The sequence below is a fragment of the Rhodococcoides navarretei genome (assembly GCF_038069675.1).
GTDB lineage: Bacteria > Actinomycetota > Actinomycetes > Mycobacteriales > Mycobacteriaceae > Rhodococcoides > Rhodococcoides navarretei.
Map to the genome: position 1 here is coordinate 3183065 of NZ_JBBPCN010000001.1, position 15659 is coordinate 3198723.

Consider the following 15659-nt stretch of genomic DNA (forward strand, 5'->3'; position numbering starts at 1 on the left):
ATCATTCACGGCACGCAGCGTAACCCCATGCCAGGCTTCTGTGCCGACGACACAGGGTGTGGCACGGTATGGGCATGACACAGAGATCGAGTCAGGCAGCCGCATTGCGCCTCGCGGGACTGCTCGCCGGAGCCGGAATTCTCCACTTCGTCACTCCGAAGTTCTTCGATGCCCAGGTACCGACGGCGTTGCCAGGCTCGGCGCGGACCTATACGCAGGTTTCGGGTGTCGCCGAACTTGCCGTGGCTGCGACGCTCGCCGCACCGCGGACCCGTCGACTCGGCGGTGCACTCGCGGCCGCCCTGTTCGTGGTGGTGTTCCCCGCCAATATCAACCTGGCGTGGAAGTACGTACAGAGCCCGAAGACCTCACCGGCTCTCAAAGCAGCGATGATCGCCCGTCTACCGCTGCAGATTCCACTGGTCACCGAAGCTCTGAAGGCCCGTCGGAACGCACCGTAGCCCCCGGCTGCTCGGGCCCGGCCGGCCCTTCCAACAGCTGGGCCAATTCTGTTGCGTCCGGCAGGTTCTCGGGCGAAATGGTGTGACCGCTGCGCACGTAGTGGAACGCTGCGCGCACGCGGTCGAGCGGCACCGGTTCCGCGCGCCCGATCGACATCAGCTCGGCCCACGCCAGCCGGTAGGCCGCGAGTTGCATCGCTACCGCCCGCTGTTCCGACGCCGTCGGCTCTGCGCCCGTCTTCCAGTCGACGACGGTCCAGCCGCCGTCCGGGTCCGCGAACACTGCGTCGATGCGTCCTCGCAGTACCGTTCCCGCCACGGAGGTCTCGAACGGCACCTCCACTTCGACGGGGCTGCGGAGCGACCACTCCGAATCGAGAAACGCCTGCTGGAGGGTTTCGAGGTCCACATCGGCCGAGGCCCCGGTGTCGGCAGAGCCCGGCAGTTCGTCGAGGTCGAGCAGTCGGGTCGCGCCGAACCTGCGTTCGATCCAGGCGTGAAACGCGGTTCCTCTGCGTGCCAACGGATTCGGCGGAAACGGAAGTGGTCTGCGCAGGCGCGAGGCCAATGCATCGGGGTCGGCCGCGAGATCCACCAGCTGCGTCACCGACAGGTTGCCGGGCAGTGCCACGTCGACTCCTGCGACCGATCTCGCGGCCCGCTCCGCCAGCAGAGTATCGACGTCCGCGGCCCAATTCTCGGGGTCCTCCAGCGTCTGATCCTCAACGGTGACAACACCTTCGGTCGGTGCGTGAGTGATCTCGGCGAGCGCGCGCAGCACCTCCTGTGCCCCGCCCTCGATCGCCCCCCGCCGTTGGCCGAGCGGATCGCGTGGCCAGGACGCCGTGTGCGGCACGGCTCCCAGTGGGTTCGACGCCCCGTCCTCCGGGGCAGGTGCCCACTGTTCGATTGCCGCGACGTCGGCGAATTCCAGTACGTGCCGGTGCAATTCGTCGAGAAAATCCGAGGGCCCGCGCGGCTTCGTTGCGGTCTCGTCCCAGTGGTGCGCGGAGACCAGCAGTACCCGTTCGGTTCGGGTGAGCGCTACGTAGAACAGTCGGCGATCCTCGGCGAGTCGACGCCTCGCCAACGCATCCTTGTGACTCTTGACGGCGTCTTCCAGATCCTTGCGGTTGTGGAGTTGTTCCAGTTCGAGAACCGGAACCCCCTCCGAGCCTTCGCCGTCGAGCGCACGGTCACCGCGCAACGACGGCGGTAGCTCGGCCATCGCCCCGAGCCAGGTGGAGGACGCGTTCGAGGACGGGAACACGCCCTTCGCCACGTGCGGCACTGCCACCACCTCCCATTCGAGGCCTTTTGCGGAATGGACGGTGAGCACCTGCACACGATGGGGCGCGACGTCGACCTCACCGGGAGCGAGGCCGTCCTCGACCGTCTCGGCCGCTGCGAGAAACGACAGGAATCCGGTGACCGTGGCGGTCGGGTTGTCGGCGTAATCGGCAACGACGTGGGCGAACTCGTCGAGATGTTCCCGACCGACCGCGCCGTGGGTGCTGATCGGTGTGCGTGCCTGAGCTTCGACGCCGATGCCCATGAGCCGTTCGATGTCGCCGACCAATTCCGTGAGCGGTTGACCGATTCGGTCGCGCAGCAGGTGCAGTTCGCCGGCCAGGGCGACGATTCGGCGATGACCGACCTCCGAGTATCGCTCGGCCGGACCGGGATCGGCTATCGCGTCGGCCAGACCGGCTTGCTCCGACTGCTCGCCGGGTAGCGCGCTGCCGAGCGCCGCATCGAGTGCCTCCGGGTCGTCGACGCGACCCGCGGTGCCGTACCCGCCGCGGATCTCGAGTTCTCGGGCGCGCTGGGAGAGCGCCCGCAGATCCGTCGGGCCGATCTGCCACCGGGAGCCGGTGAGGATACGCATCGCCGAGCTACCGGCAGTGGGGTCCGCTACCAGCCGCAGCATCGCGATGATGTCGGCCACCTCGGGAACGTGCAGCAATCCACCGAGCCCGACGACCTCCACCGGCAACCCGCGGCTGCGCAGCACCTCCGCGATCGGCTCGGCATCGGCATTGCGGCGCACCAGAACCGCGGCGGTGGGCGGGGTGCGATCCTGCTCGAGGGCAGCGCGGTACTCCCCCGCGATCCGGTCGGCGATCCACTCTCGTTCGTCCAGAACGGTATCGGTGACGGCCAGTCGGACGTCACCGGGAACCGCACCCGGCCGGGCCCGCAGAGTCGGCACCGGCACACCGACGCGGCGCAGTGGGTCGGTGATCAGGTTGGCCAGGGTCAATGCCTCGGGCGGATTTCGCCAACTGGTGAGCAGCTCGAGCCGAGGTGCGGGACTACCGTCGGCCTGCGGAAAGTCGGTGGCGAACCGAGGCAGATTTGCTGCCGATGCGCCGCGCCACCCGTAGATGGACTGCATCGGATCGCCGACAGCGGTCAACGCCAAGTGTGGATCGCTCCCGGAGCCGAACAGAGACGACAGCAGGACGCGCTGGGCATGGCCGGTGTCCTGGTACTCGTCGAGCAACACGAGCCGGAAGCGTTGCCGTTCGGCGATTCCCACCTCGGCGTGCTCGGCAGCGACCCGAGCCGCCATCGACATCTGCGAACCGAAATCCAGCGCACCCTCGCGTCGCAGAGTCTGCGCCAGCTGTTCCACCAACGGCAGCAATCCGATTCGTTGATGTTGCGCGCTCAGGATGTTCAACAGCTCTTTGGTGGGCCCGCCGCGCTGCCGGGGCCCCGGCCCGAGCGTGTACACCAGCTTCTCCAGCTCCACGTGCGCGTGGCGCAGGTCCTCGGGATCGACCAGATGCTCGGCCAACTGGCCGGAGAGTGCGAGCACCGCCTCGGTCACCGACGTGGGGTTGCGATCGGTCTCCAGGTCGCCGTCCCAGGTACTGACGACACGGTGCGCGAGCTGCCACAGTTCGGTTTCCGAGAGCAGTGTCGCGGACGGTTCGATGGGCAACAGCAAGCCGTGCTCGGTGAGCAATCGACCCGCGTAGGAGTGATAGGTGCTCACTTCCGGCTCGGCACCGAGGATCCGCTCGCGCAGTGCCAGACTGGGATCGAGAGCCCGCACCAGATCGGATCCAGCCAGCCGAGCCAGCCGCGCTCTGATCCGAGAGGTCAACTGCTGTGCGGCTTTTCGAGTGAACGTCAGACCCAGCACCTGGTCCGGATCGACGAAGCCATTGGCCACCATCCACACCACGCGGGCAGCCATGGTTTCGGTCTTGCCTGCACCTGCCCCCGCCACGACGAGCGTCGGGCCGGGTGGAGCTGCGATCACTGCGGCTTGTTCGTCGGTCGGTGGATGCTTCTGCCCGAGCGCCCGGGCGAGTTCGACCGGCGACACCCGCACCGAACCGGTCCGAATCTTCGTCGATGCCGTCACTGCTCGGTCACCTGCCTACCCGTCTCGTGTGCCGGACAACTGGACTTGACCGGGCAGTGCCTGCAGCCGTCGTTGATCCGCGCCTCGAATGCAGGCCCCTGCGTTGCCGATGCGGCCTGGTGCACGGTGCCTCGCCACTCCTCGAGTTTCTCCGGAGTCGGCACTTGTTGGACGCGCTGTGTCGCTCCGTCCTTGTTGTGGGGCTTGGCGACGAACACCAAGCGCGCACCGCCGGGCTCGCCCGCAGGCTCACCCTCTATGGCACCGGCTGCCGCGGCGACCTGATAGGTGGCCAGCTGATGATGGTCCTGGGCATCCTCCTTGGACATGACGGTCTTGGCCGTCTTGACGTCGATGATCACCGGCCGTCCGTCCGGATCGTGTTCGAGTCGGTCGATGCGGCCACGCAACGCCACCGCAGGCTCGTCCGCGGACCGAGCGTCGAGTATGCCGTCGACGCGCACTTCGACTCCGACCTCGGTGAGCTCGCCGCGACTGCCCTGCAGCCAGGTCTCGAAGGTCTCGAGCATCCCTCCGGTTCGGTCGAGCTCGTGCCGTGAGTACCACTGCGATCCGAGATCCACTGCATCCCAGGCTGTTTCCAGGGCCCGGCGAAGTTGATCCGGTGGTATCCGACCGGCCACTGCCTGAACGAGAGTGTGCACGAGCGTGCCGGTGACCGCATGGGTGTTGGTGCCGTCGTTACCGCCGTGACGTTCGAGCATCCACCGCAGCGGGCAGGTGGTGAGTTGTTCCACCGTGGACGGCGACAGCGGAACCGGACCGTCGCCGAGTTGCCACAGCGGCGCGTCGGTGCTGGGCCCTGCCACCCCGAACCACTCGTCGGGATGCGCGCCGCGCACGCCGGCATCGGCGAGCGTGGCCAGATGCCGGGCCGCACGGGCACGCTTGTCCGGATCCTGCTCGGCGACAACCGGATCGCACACCACACTCCGGAGTTCGGCCACCAGCATGGGCAGCGCCAACACTCGGTGTGCAGTCTCCGGCCCGGGGAGCTCGGGTGCGAGCTCCGGCTCTCCTCCGTCGTCGAGGCCACGTAGTTCGTCCACGAATCGCGATCGGACGAGATCGGCATCTCCGGTGCTGGAATCGACGGCGGTGACGAGCAAGGTCGACCGAGCGCGACTGCACGCCACCAGAAACAGCGTCCGCTCCTCGGCCAGCAACGGTGCCGACTTCGACAGTCGCCCGTCGAGCGCCGCAGCTGCATCGACCTTGCCGGACGCAAGGTCGATCAAGGTGTCGGTACCCAGAAGGCTGCCGCGTGACCGCAGACCCGGCCACAGCCCTTCCTGGACCCCGGCAACCGCGACGAGCTCCCATTCCCGACCCGCGGCCGAATGCGCGCTGAGTAGCGTCACCGCGTCGGCCCGGACCGTGGGTCGGTGTGAGTTCAGAGTAGGAATCTCTTGCTGCGCAATGTAATCGAGGAATCCACCGATCTGAGCCCGCGGCAACCTGTCGACATATGATGCCGCCGCGTCGAACAGCGCCACCACCGCATCCAGGTCGCGGTCGGCCTGGGTACCGGCCGAGCCGCCCCACGCGGACGCTGCGGACCAACGCCGCTCCAGCCCCGATGCCTGCCACGCCGCCCACAACACGTCCTCGACACCCCTGCCCGCGCGGGCGAGCGCTCGTGCCTTCCGGATGACACCGAGGGCTCTGCGCAACGGGGCGGACTCCACGTCCGAGAGTCCGTTCGTCCACCCGGCACTCCCCCGGGCATCGTCGGTGAGTACGACTCTGAGCAACTCGGCCGAGTCGCGCTCGCCGCCCGATGCGAGCTCGAGCCTGCGCACGCCCCGGCGCAGTCGCCGCAGACCCACCGGGTCGGCTCCGCCGATCGGCCCGGAGAGCAACGCGAGTGCGTCTTCACCGTCGAAGCTCGGGTCGGAGATCGCCCGCAGTACCAGCAGAAGCCCCACCGCCCCGTGCTGGCGGTGCAGCGGCAGCTCTGAGGTCGGGGTGATCATCGGAACCCCTGCGCCGTGCAGAGCCCGGCGCAACGGTGCGAGGGTGCGCGGCACGGACCGCACCACGATCGCCATCTCGGACCACGGCATGCCGTCGATCAGGTGGGCACGACGCATGGCGTCGGCGATGATGGCCGCCTCCTTCGCGGGCGAGGACACGACGTGCACTCGCGCAGCCGGTGCACCGAATCGGGCGGTGCCCACCGGTTCGGGACAGCGGTGCCGACCGAGCCCGGGCAATCTTCTCGCCACGATGTCGGTCAGCTCCGCGACCTCGGGCACGGACCGGTGATTGCGAGTGAGCACGACGCGACGCGGCGAGTCCACCTCCACCAGGTCGGCCACGAAGGTGGGGTCGGCACCCCGGAAGGTGAACACGGATTGATCGGGATCCCCGGCGACGACGGTCGATTCGGTATCGGTGCCGATCAATCGAACCAGCTGCGCCGCTTGCGGATCGAGGTGCTGCGCGTCGTCGACGACGAGGTGACGAATGCGCGCGCGTTCGCTGCGCAGCAGTTCGGGATCGGTGGCGAACGCCAGGAGCGCGGCACCGATCAGCTCGGCGGCGTCCAGACCCGGTGCCGTGGCTCCAGCTGCCTCCACTCCGACAGCACCGCGCAGCAACATGGCCTGCTCGTATCCGGCTGCGAATTTCCCGACGGCGACCCACTCGGCCTTGCCGTGCTTGCGGCCGAGTTTGATCAGGTCTTCCGGACCGATCCCGCGTTCGGCGGCCCTGAGCATCATGTCTCGCACCGCAGTGACGAATCCCGCGGTGCCCAGTGCCGGACGCAGCCGCGCCGGCCAGTCACCTGCCCCGTCCTCCAGATCGCCGCGCAGCATCTCGCGCACCACCGCGTCCTGCTCGGCTCCGGTCAGCAATCGTGGTGGCGGATTGCCGTACAGCGAGGCCTGTAGCCGCAGCACCGCGAAGGCATAGGAGTGGACCGTGCGCACCAACGGTTCACGAGTCGCCCGCAGTGCGTGATCGCCGCTGAAGAGGCCGGCGGTGATGACCTCACGCACCGCGGTTGCCGCCCGTTTGGACTGCGTGAGCACCAGAACCGACTCCGGATCACCGGTGACGATGCGCGAGACCGCGTAATCGGCGACGAGCGAGGACTTGCCCGTGCCGGGACCACCGAGTATCTGCCACGGATTCCATCGTGGAGCGCCCTTCGCAGCCTCGGCTGCCGAGTCGGGTGTCGACGACAACAGCTGAGCTGCCGGGCCGGTCCACTCACGTGCCGGGCGAGCCACCTTGGGTGCACGGACGAGAGTGACCGTCGCGCCGTGTCTGCCGTCCGAGCTCATGACACAGATGCAATCACGAGCCACCGACACATCGGCCGCCGCCCGGACGGAACCCTGGACGAGATCAGTCGAGCAACCCGTCCCGCAATGCACGCAGAACGGCGCTGGTTCGGTTGTTGGCACCGAGTTCCTCGGAATCGCGTGCGCAGTCGGGTTGTTTCGCTGGTCCTGAGCAGATGCGGCATAGTGGTCGACGTGCCCGAGTTGAACCTGCATACGTTCGGACCCTCAGACGGTCCACAAATCCTTGCCGTCCACGGCGTCACCGGACACGGTGCCCGGTGGTGGGATCTCGCCGAGAACCATCTACCCGAGGCCAGGATCCTGGCACCCGACCTCATCGGTCACGGGCATTCCCCGGCCACGCCGCCCTGGGACATCGACGCGCAGGTCACTGCCCTGAAGGCCGTGCTCGACGCCCATGCGCGTGGACCGGTCGTAGTTCTCGGTCACTCGTACGGCGGCGCGTTGGCCGTGCACCTGGCGCAGAGGTTCCCGGACGCGGTGCGAGCACTGGTTCTGCTCGATCCCGCGATCGCTCTGCCGCCGGACGAGCTGCTCGAGGTGGCCGAGGCCACCGCGAAGTCCCCCGATTACACCGACGCCGACGAGGCGCGATCGGAGAAGATCCACGGGGCGTGGGCGGATGTGCCCACCGAACTGCTCGACCGAGAGGTCGCCGATCACCTGGTCCCCGCAGACGGCGGAAAGGTCGCGTGGCGAATGTCGATTCCCGCCATCGTGGCGACGTGGGGCGAGCTGGCCCGACCGATCGTGGTTCCCGCCGAGAGCGTCCCCACCATCGTGGTGCGGGCCATGCGTGTCGAACCTCCTTATGTCACAAACGAATTCCTCGCTGCACTGCGAGAGAAGCTCGGTGAGAATCTACGCACCGTCGAACTCGACTGCGATCACATGGTCGGCCAGGCCAAGCCGGTCGAGGTGGCCGAGCTGGTGCGATCCGTGCTGTAGATGGCCCCGATCACCGAAGCCCAGGTCGAGAGAGTTCGCGCGTTGGTCGCGTCGATTCCCCCGGGGTTCGTCGCCACCTACGGAGACATCGCGGCTGCAGCCGACCTGTCGAGCCCTCGCATCGTCGGATGGATCATGCGCACCGATTCTGCCGACCTCCCCTGGCATCGTGTGCTCGGAGCCAGTGGTCGACCCGCTCCGCACCTGGCCACCCGGCAGCTGGAGAACCTGCGCAGCGAAGGGGTGCCGGTGCACGACGGGCGTGTGGCCTTGAGATCGATTCGATTCGACTTCGGGGCGCTCCCACCGCCACCTGCGTCGACCACTAATCTCGGGGAATGAACATCAGAGACGGGCTCGGGCAGTTCGATCCACGCCCGACGGCGAAATACGCGCTGTCGAAGGCGAGCGGCTTCGTCGCATCCGCCGGTCTCGTCGTCGACGAGGTCTCGGGTACCAGGGTGGCGGGGCACATCGATTTGACCGACGAGCACTTCACTCCGTGGGGTGTCGTCCATGGCGGCGTCTACACCACCGCCGTCGAGAGCGCCGCCAGTATCGGTGCCAGCGAGGCGGTCAAGGATCGCGGTGAGTTCGCGGTCGGCGTACACAACGGCACCGACTTTCTCCGCGCCAGCAAGGGCGGACGCGTCGATGTTGTCGCAGAACCGTTGCAGCAGGGCCGCGTTCAGCAACTGTGGCTGGTCACGATCACCGCCACCGACAGCGGCAAGACCATAGCGCGTGGGCAGGTCCGCCTGCAGAACGTTCCGCTGCCGACATGACAGTGGCCCCCTCGTGAAGCACTCGATCTGCGATGCGATCGTCCTCGCCGGCGGTCGAGGGTCGAGGATGGCAGATCCCGAGCACCCCACTGCGCCGCAGGAGGTCGACAAGCCTGCCATGACCGTCGGTGGCCGTCGCATGGTCGACATCGCCGTGGACGCGGTGTCGCGTTGCCGCAGAACGGTTCTGGTGGGCCCGACCCGGAACGGGATCTCCGAGCACGTGGTGCAGACCCGCGAATCCCCCGCAGGCGGTGGACCCGTCGCCGCCCTCGCCGCAGGACTGCAATCACTCGACGGCAGGGCACGTTCGGAGAGCACAGCAGATCTGGTGGTCGTCGTTGCGTCGGACATTCCGGTTCTCGACGCCGCGGCGGTCCGGTCGCTGATCGATTCCATGGTGCGCGCGCAGACCGATGCCGTCTTCGCCCGCGACGAGGCAGGCCGCACGCAGTTCCTGCTCGGCGTCTGGAAGCTGTCTGCGCTGCGATCCGCTGTCGCACAGCTGGATTCGGTGGACGGCGCACCGATGCGCGCAATCGTTCCGGTCGATCACCTGGTGATTCCGGTGTCCGGGATCGAGGACTGCGATACTCGCGCCGATCTTCTCGCTGCCCGCCGCGCGGCGCAGCCGACGGAAGCGCTCGAGATCGCCGATGCACTCGCCCGCATTCGGAGTCGGATCGCGCCCCTACCCGTCCATCGAGTTGCGTTGCGGGACAGCGCCGGGACAGTTCTTGCAGAGTCCGTTCTGGCCGGCACGGCGTTACCTGCCGTCGATATCTCCGCGATGGACGGGTACGCCGTCTGCGGCACCGAACCGTGGGCTCTCCGGTCCGATGTCGCGTATGCCGGAAGCTCCGACATCACCGGACTCACCGAGGGGACGGCCGTGCGCATCGCGACCGGCGCTGCGCTCCCACCCGGCGCAACATCGGTCGTGCGCGACGAACACGTGACACGCGAAGCGGACGGTTCGGTGCGTCGGATCCCGACGGTGCCGCAATCCGACGACACGCGCCGACGCGGCGAGGACTGGCTGCCCGGTACCGAACTCGTCGCCGCCGGCACCCCGGTCGATGCCGCAGTACGGTCGCTCGCCGCCAGCGCAGAGACCTTCGACGTCTCGGTACGTGGTCCGGTACGCGGACGAGTAATCATCAGCGGCAACGAGATTCGATCCACCGGACCACTCGCTCCCGGCGAGACCAGGGACGTTCTCGGTTCGGTGCTGCCCGAGTACCTGGCGCACTGCGGGATCACCGTCGTCGATGTGATGCTGCTCGACGACTCATCGGCCGGATTCCGAGACGTATTGACCCGAACCGATGAGGTGGACGTCGTCATCGTCGTCGGGGCGACCGGAGGCGGTGCCGCAGATCAGCTCCGCTCCACCCTCGCCGGCGTCGATGCCGACACCGTCGTCGGACGAGTACGCGTGCGCCCCGGCGGCTCTCAGATCACCGCAGTACTGCCCGACGGCACGGTGGTACTCGGCCTTCCCGGCAACCCACTGGCCGCCGTCGGTACCGCCATGCTCACCGCACCTGCCATCGTCGATGCCTTGACCGGAAGAACAGTGCGTCCCCTACGGCTGGGTCTGCTGTCCAATTCGACCGAGGTTCGATCCGCGGTCCCTCGCGTCGTCCCGGTCACCGCGGACGGCACGCGGTGGCGGGCTGATATCCGGGTCCGCACGGCGCACCTGGCTCACCTCGTCGGACGCGACGCCCTGGCAGTGATTCCGGCCGAGGTCAGCGCCGACGAGCCGGTGACCATTCTTCCGTTGCCACACCACTAGATTCACCGAGAGATCGGACACCCTCGCGGTAGCGCGCGACCACGAGATCGACTATCGCGGGATGGACTCCGAGCGGGTCGCCGACGCCGTCGGCACCGGCGTCGGCCAGGCGGGTGTGAAAGAGCCCGCGCGCCAACAGATACGACGCCACGAACACACGCGGGTGCCCGGCTTCTCGCAGAGCCGACACCGCGTCGGACACAGTGGGGGTGCTGGTGGCGACGTAACCGATGCGTACCGGAACCCGAGCGACATCGGCCAGCATCGCCGCAGCGCGCCGGTGTTCTTCCAACGCACGAGCGTCGGAGGATCCTGCGGCAGCGAGCACGATGCAGTCACCCGCCTGCCATCCCGCGTCGCGCAGTCGGTCGACCACTACCTCGGCCAGCACGGGGTCCGGTCCGAGAGCGCGGGTGACCGCGACCGACGGGTGCGCACTGTCGGCGATCTCTCTCGGCACATCGGTGTGCACGTGGTAACCCGATGCAAGGAAGGCGGGAACAACGACCGCCGACTCGGCGGTGTCGCGTAGTACCTCGGCCGGGGACGGCCCGAGCACGTCGACGAATGCCACGCGCGTGGTGCCGATCTGCGCCGACACGGAATCGGCGAGTGCGGCGATCATCTCGACACCACGGGGGTTTCGGGTGCCGTGTGCAACCAACACCAGAGTCGGTGTCATCAGTACTTTCCCCTTTCTACGACGGCCGCACGCGCGTGCACGGCGGGCTCGTCGGAGTCGCAGTCCGATTCGGTCTCGATGTGATCGAGTGCGATGCGATAGCCACGCTTGACCACGGTCTGGATTGCTTTCGGCGCGCCCAGCGAGGACCTGAGTCTCGTCATCGCGGTTTCCACCGCGTGGGTATCGCCGCCGCCGCCGGGGAGCGACGCCAGCAGGTCCTCGCGGGAGACGACGCGTCCGGGAGTGCGGGCCAATGTCTTCATCAGCGCCATGCCTGCCGGGGACACCGGTCGAACTTCACCGTCGACCACCACGCACTTGCCGCGGACACTGACCACGTGTCCGCCTGCGTGCAGCCGGCCGGTTCGCCTCGGCAGTTCCTCGGCGATGTGCCGGGCCAGTGCGCCCAAACGCGCCCGTGCGGGCTGCGTGGTGGCCACGTTCAGTTGTTCGAGAGGCGCAGCGGTAACCGGCCCGACGCACACCGGCAGGACCCTCGATCGCATCGAGTGCAGCAGCGGTTCGAGCACGCCGTTCTCGTCGGCGCGCATCAGCATCGACGCCACCGCCGGTGCCGAGGTGAAGCTGAGGGCGTCGAGATCGCCGACGATGACGGCCTCGATCATGCGGTCCATCGGGCTCTGGTCGTCGGGCGCGGTCCAGCGGTACACCGGAACCGGCACCACTTCTGCTCCGGCACAGCGCAACACCTCGCAGAAGTCCGGTACCGGTTCCCACTCGGTGGTTGCGCCGTGCAACTGCACGGCGATGCGCTTGTCTTCGACGCCTTCGGCGAGCAGGTGTTCGAGCACTTCTGCCGAGGACTCCGAGGCGGGCGACCATTCCTCACGCAGATCGGCTGCTCGGATGGCGCCCTTGGCCTTGGGACCACGGGCCAGCAGCCGCGATGAGCCGAGAGCGCGGCCGAGTTCCTCTGCCCGTCCCCATCCGTCCGCTGCCTCGATCCAGCCCCGAAAGCCGATTCCTGTGGTGGCCACGGTTATCTCGGGCGGATCAGCGATGACAGCGGCGGTGACGCGTTCGAGTTCGGCGTCGTCGGCCAGTGGAATGATGCGAATTGCGGGGGCGTGCATCACGGTGGCCCCGCGCCGCTCGAGCAGAGTCGCGAACTCCTCGGCGCGACGCGACGCGGTGATCCCGACAGCGAACCCGGCCAGAGGCGTTGTCGCCCCGGCGATTTCGCTCACGTAGATCCGCCGCGGACGAGCACGACGCCCTCGACGCAGGAGACCTCGAAAGATCCGAGGGTGACCTGCGGATCGTCGAGGCAGCGCCCGTCGGCCAAGGAGAAGACCTGCTTGAGCAGCGGCGATGCGACGGTGGGTTCGCCCCCTCGGTCTCCCACCAGTCCGCGTGACATCACTGCTGCACGCCCGTACGGATCTATGTTGCCCACCGCGAACAGTCGTCCGTCGTCGAGCAGAAACAGCGCCGCCTGGGTGCCGCCACGCAGGAGCACCGCCACTCCGCGTCCAGGAATCAGCGCGTCGAGTGTGCAGGCCGGGGTCCAATCACGAGCGGTGTCGTTCGGTACCGCTGTTGGTGACTTCACTGTTGATGAATCGATGACAGTCATGGCGTACCTCCTGGTCAGCTATTCCACGTTGTCAGTGTTTCTGGCCCGTTAAGTCGCGATTACTCACCTGTGCACAAGCACTCAGTTTCGTGACCCGCCAGTTGTCAGGTCCTGCGTTCGCCCTATGCGCCGACGCGAGGCATCCCCATCAGCACCGGGATCTTGCGAGCCCCGGACTCGTCGAATGAGATGGTGGGGTCGGCCTCACTCGGGGCGTTGACGAACGAGACGAATCGACCGAGCTTCTCGTCGTCTTCGAGCACACCGGCCCATTCGTCCTTGTATCCGGCGACGTGACGTGCCATGTCTGCTTCGAGCTCTGCGCCGATCCCGAGGCTGTCCTCGCACACGACTGCCCTGAGGTGGTCCAGGCCCCCGTCGAGCGATTCGAGCCACGGTGCCGTGCGCTGCAAGCGGTCGGCGGTACGCACGTAGAACATGAGGTAGCGGTCGATGTAGCTGACCAGGGTGGCGTCGTCGAGGTTGGAGGCCAGCAATTGAGCGTGCTTGGGTGACTGCCCACCGTTGCCGCCCACGTAGAGGTTCCAGCCACCTTCCGTCGCGATGATTCCGACGTCCTTGCCACGGGCCTCGGCGCATTCCCGCGCGCAACCCGAGACGCCGAACTTGATCTTGTGCGGCGACCGGAGGCCGCGGTAGCGGTTCTCCAGGTCCACTGCCATACCCACCGAGTCCTGGACGCCGTAGCGGCACCACGTGGATCCCACGCAGCTCTTGACCGTGCGCAGCGACTTCCCGTACGCCTGACCAGATTCCATCCCTGCGTCGACGAGGCGCTTCCAGATCGCCGGCAACTGCTCGACGCGGGCACCGAACATGTCGATGCGCTGGCCTCCGGTCACCTTGGTGTACAGCCCGAAATCACGAGCGACCTCGCCGATGACGATGAGCTGCTCGGGCGTGCACTCGCCGCCTGGCATCCGCGGCACCACCGAGTACGTGCCGTTCTTCTGGATGTTGGCCAGGAAGTGATCGTTGGTGTCCTGCAGCGACGCCTGCTCGCCGTCGAGAATGTGATCGGAGGACGTCGATGCGAGGATCGACGCCACGACGGGCTTGCAGATGTCACAACCGGTTCCCGCACCGTACTTGGCGATCAGCGAGGAGAACGTACGGGTGTCGGTCGCCCGAACGATCTCGAACAGCTCGGCCCTGGACTGAGAGAAATGCTCGCACAACGACTTCGAGAGCACCACCCCGGACGCCGCCAGCAACGACTTGATGGACGGCAGGCATCCGCCGCAGGTGGTCCCCGCGGTGGTGCAGCTCTTCACGGCGGGCAGATCGCAGGCTCCGTCGGCGATAGCCGAACAGATGGCACCCTTGCTCACGCCGTTGCAGGAACAGATCTCGGCGTCGTCCGGCAGCGCACCGATACCGACCTGTTCGGCTGCGGGTGAGATCAGGGCACCCGGGTCACCGGGCAACTCACGTCCGACGAGCGGACGCAACAGCGAGTACGCGGAGGCGTCGCCGACGAGGATGCCGCCGAGGAGGGTCTTCGCGTCGTCGGTCACGACGAGCTTGGCGTACGTGCCCTTGGGTGCGTCGCTGAACACCACCTCCAGAGCCCCCGGAGTGGCCGCCATCGCGTCGCCGAAGCTCGCGACGTCGACTCCCATGAGCTTGAGTTTGGTGGACATGTCGGCACCAGGGAATTGCGCTGCGCCGCCGAGCAATCGGTCCGCCACGACCTCCGCCGTCGAATATCCGGGTGCGACCAGGCCGTAGCACCGACCTTCGACCGCCGCGCATTCGCCGATGGCGTAGACGGCGGGATCGGAAGTACTGCAACCGATGTCGACCATGATGCCGCCGCGTTCACCGACCTCGAGCCCGCTCTCGCGGGCCAGCCGATCCTGGGGCCGTACACCGGCGGAGAACACCAGCAGAGCGGCGTCTATCGTGCTGCCGTCGCTCAATTCGACCGTCAGGCCTGCGCTGTCGTTCTCGGTGATCGACGACGTGCCCACTCCCACATGGACGTTCAACCCGAGTTCGGTGACGAGACGGGCCAACAGCGCGCCGCCGCCCTCGTCCACCTGCAGCGGCATCAATCGTGGAGCGAACTCGATGACGTGCGGGGTCATGCCCATCTTCTTCAGCGCGTTGGCCGCTTCGAGACCGAGGAGGCCACCGCCGACCACGACACCGACGGCTCCCGGTCCAGCGGCGTCGGCGCGTGCACGGATCTTGTCCAGATCGTCGAGGGTGCGGTAGACGAAGCACGCGGGCAGGTCGTGTCCGGCGATCGGTGGGACGAACGGATAGGAACCGGTGGCGAGGACGAGTGCGTCGTACTCGACCGTGTCGCCCGTCGAGGTCACGACGGTGCGGTGGTCACGGTCGATGCGATCGGCACGGACTCCGGTGCGCATCTCGACGAGTGTGTCGCCGGGATAGTCGTTGCCCGCCAATGCGAGTTCCTTGTGGTCCCAGGCACCGACGTAGGAGGACAGTCCCACCCTGTCGTAGGCCGCCAGTGCTTCCTCGCACAGGACCGTGACCTTCCACTCGGCCGCCTCGTCGCGCGCACGCAACGCTTCGACGAATCGGTGTCCGACCATTCCATGACCTACCACTACCGCGTTCTTCACAACGGGTCCTTCCGATTCTGCGTTGCCGTGCACTGCGTCTCGTCCCT

Annotated in this window: 11 protein-coding genes; 5 read left to right on the plus strand and 6 right to left on the minus strand. The window is 67.4% G+C overall.

Annotation, left to right across the window (positions count from 1 at the left end; genetic code table 11):
• Positions 1 to 74 precede the first annotated feature (74 nt).
• Positions 75 to 461 carry a DoxX family protein gene (locus AABD04_RS14980; RefSeq protein ID WP_243593504.1) on the plus strand — a complete coding sequence of 129 codons (387 nt, stop codon included), beginning with the start codon at positions 75 to 77 and terminating at the stop codon, positions 459 to 461.
• On the opposite strand, the gene AABD04_RS14985 is transcribed toward AABD04_RS14980, so the two are convergent.
• Together AABD04_RS14985 and AABD04_RS14990 are read right to left on the minus strand one after the other, a co-directional pair.
• Positions 424 to 3840, minus strand: a complete 3417-nt coding sequence (locus tag AABD04_RS14985; protein ID WP_341441638.1) for an ATP-dependent helicase — start codon at positions 3838 to 3840, stop codon at positions 424 to 426. The two genes, AABD04_RS14980 and AABD04_RS14985, sit on opposite strands and share 38 nt — an antisense overlap.
• Positions 3837 to 7154, minus strand: a complete 3318-nt coding sequence (locus AABD04_RS14990; protein WP_341441639.1) for an ATP-dependent helicase — start codon at positions 7152 to 7154, stop codon at positions 3837 to 3839. Before AABD04_RS14990 ends, AABD04_RS14985 begins: the two co-directional genes overlap by 4 nt.
• Positions 7155 to 7349: 195 nt before the next feature.
• Between AABD04_RS14990 and AABD04_RS14995 the strand changes: the two genes are divergently transcribed.
• From AABD04_RS14995 to AABD04_RS15010, 4 genes are read left to right on the plus strand one after another with little or no spacing between them, the layout of a single operon-like run.
• On the plus strand, positions 7350 to 8126 hold the full coding sequence (locus AABD04_RS14995; RefSeq protein WP_341441641.1) for an alpha/beta hydrolase: 777 nt from the start codon (positions 7350 to 7352) through the stop codon (positions 8124 to 8126).
• Entirely contained in the window at positions 8127 to 8468 is a 342-nt protein-coding gene (locus tag AABD04_RS15000; protein WP_341441642.1) for an MGMT family protein, read from the plus strand.
• On the plus strand, positions 8465 to 8911 hold the full coding sequence (locus AABD04_RS15005; RefSeq protein WP_243593512.1) for a PaaI family thioesterase: 447 nt from the start codon (positions 8465 to 8467) through the stop codon (positions 8909 to 8911). Before AABD04_RS15000 ends, AABD04_RS15005 begins: the two co-directional genes overlap by 4 nt.
• A 13-nt stretch (positions 8912 to 8924) precedes the next feature.
• Complete coding sequence (locus AABD04_RS15010) at positions 8925 to 10712, plus strand: NTP transferase domain-containing protein (RefSeq protein ID WP_341441643.1); 1788 nt, start codon at positions 8925 to 8927, stop codon at positions 10710 to 10712.
• Here the strand turns inward: AABD04_RS15010 and AABD04_RS15015 are convergent.
• The 4 genes from AABD04_RS15015 to nirB form a co-directional block, all read right to left on the minus strand.
• Positions 10666 to 11394, minus strand: coding sequence for a sirohydrochlorin chelatase (locus tag AABD04_RS15015; RefSeq protein WP_341441644.1), 729 nt, complete (start codon positions 11392 to 11394; stop codon positions 10666 to 10668). The two genes, AABD04_RS15010 and AABD04_RS15015, sit on opposite strands and share 47 nt — an antisense overlap.
• Positions 11394 to 12605: a uroporphyrinogen-III synthase gene (locus AABD04_RS15020; RefSeq protein WP_341441645.1), complete on the minus strand. Its 1212-nt coding sequence runs from the start codon at positions 12603 to 12605 to the stop codon at positions 11394 to 11396. The genes AABD04_RS15015 and AABD04_RS15020 overlap by 1 nt, the downstream gene beginning before the upstream one ends.
• Positions 12602 to 12994 carry a nitrite reductase small subunit NirD gene (nirD, locus tag AABD04_RS15025; protein ID WP_341441646.1) on the minus strand — a complete coding sequence of 131 codons (393 nt, stop codon included), beginning with the start codon at positions 12992 to 12994 and terminating at the stop codon, positions 12602 to 12604. Before nirD ends, AABD04_RS15020 begins: the two co-directional genes overlap by 4 nt.
• A gap of 122 nt (positions 12995 to 13116) precedes the next feature.
• Positions 13117 to 15612, minus strand: coding sequence for a nitrite reductase large subunit NirB (gene nirB / locus AABD04_RS15030; protein WP_341441647.1), 2496 nt, complete (start codon positions 15610 to 15612; stop codon positions 13117 to 13119).
• Positions 15613 to 15659 lie beyond the last annotated feature (47 nt).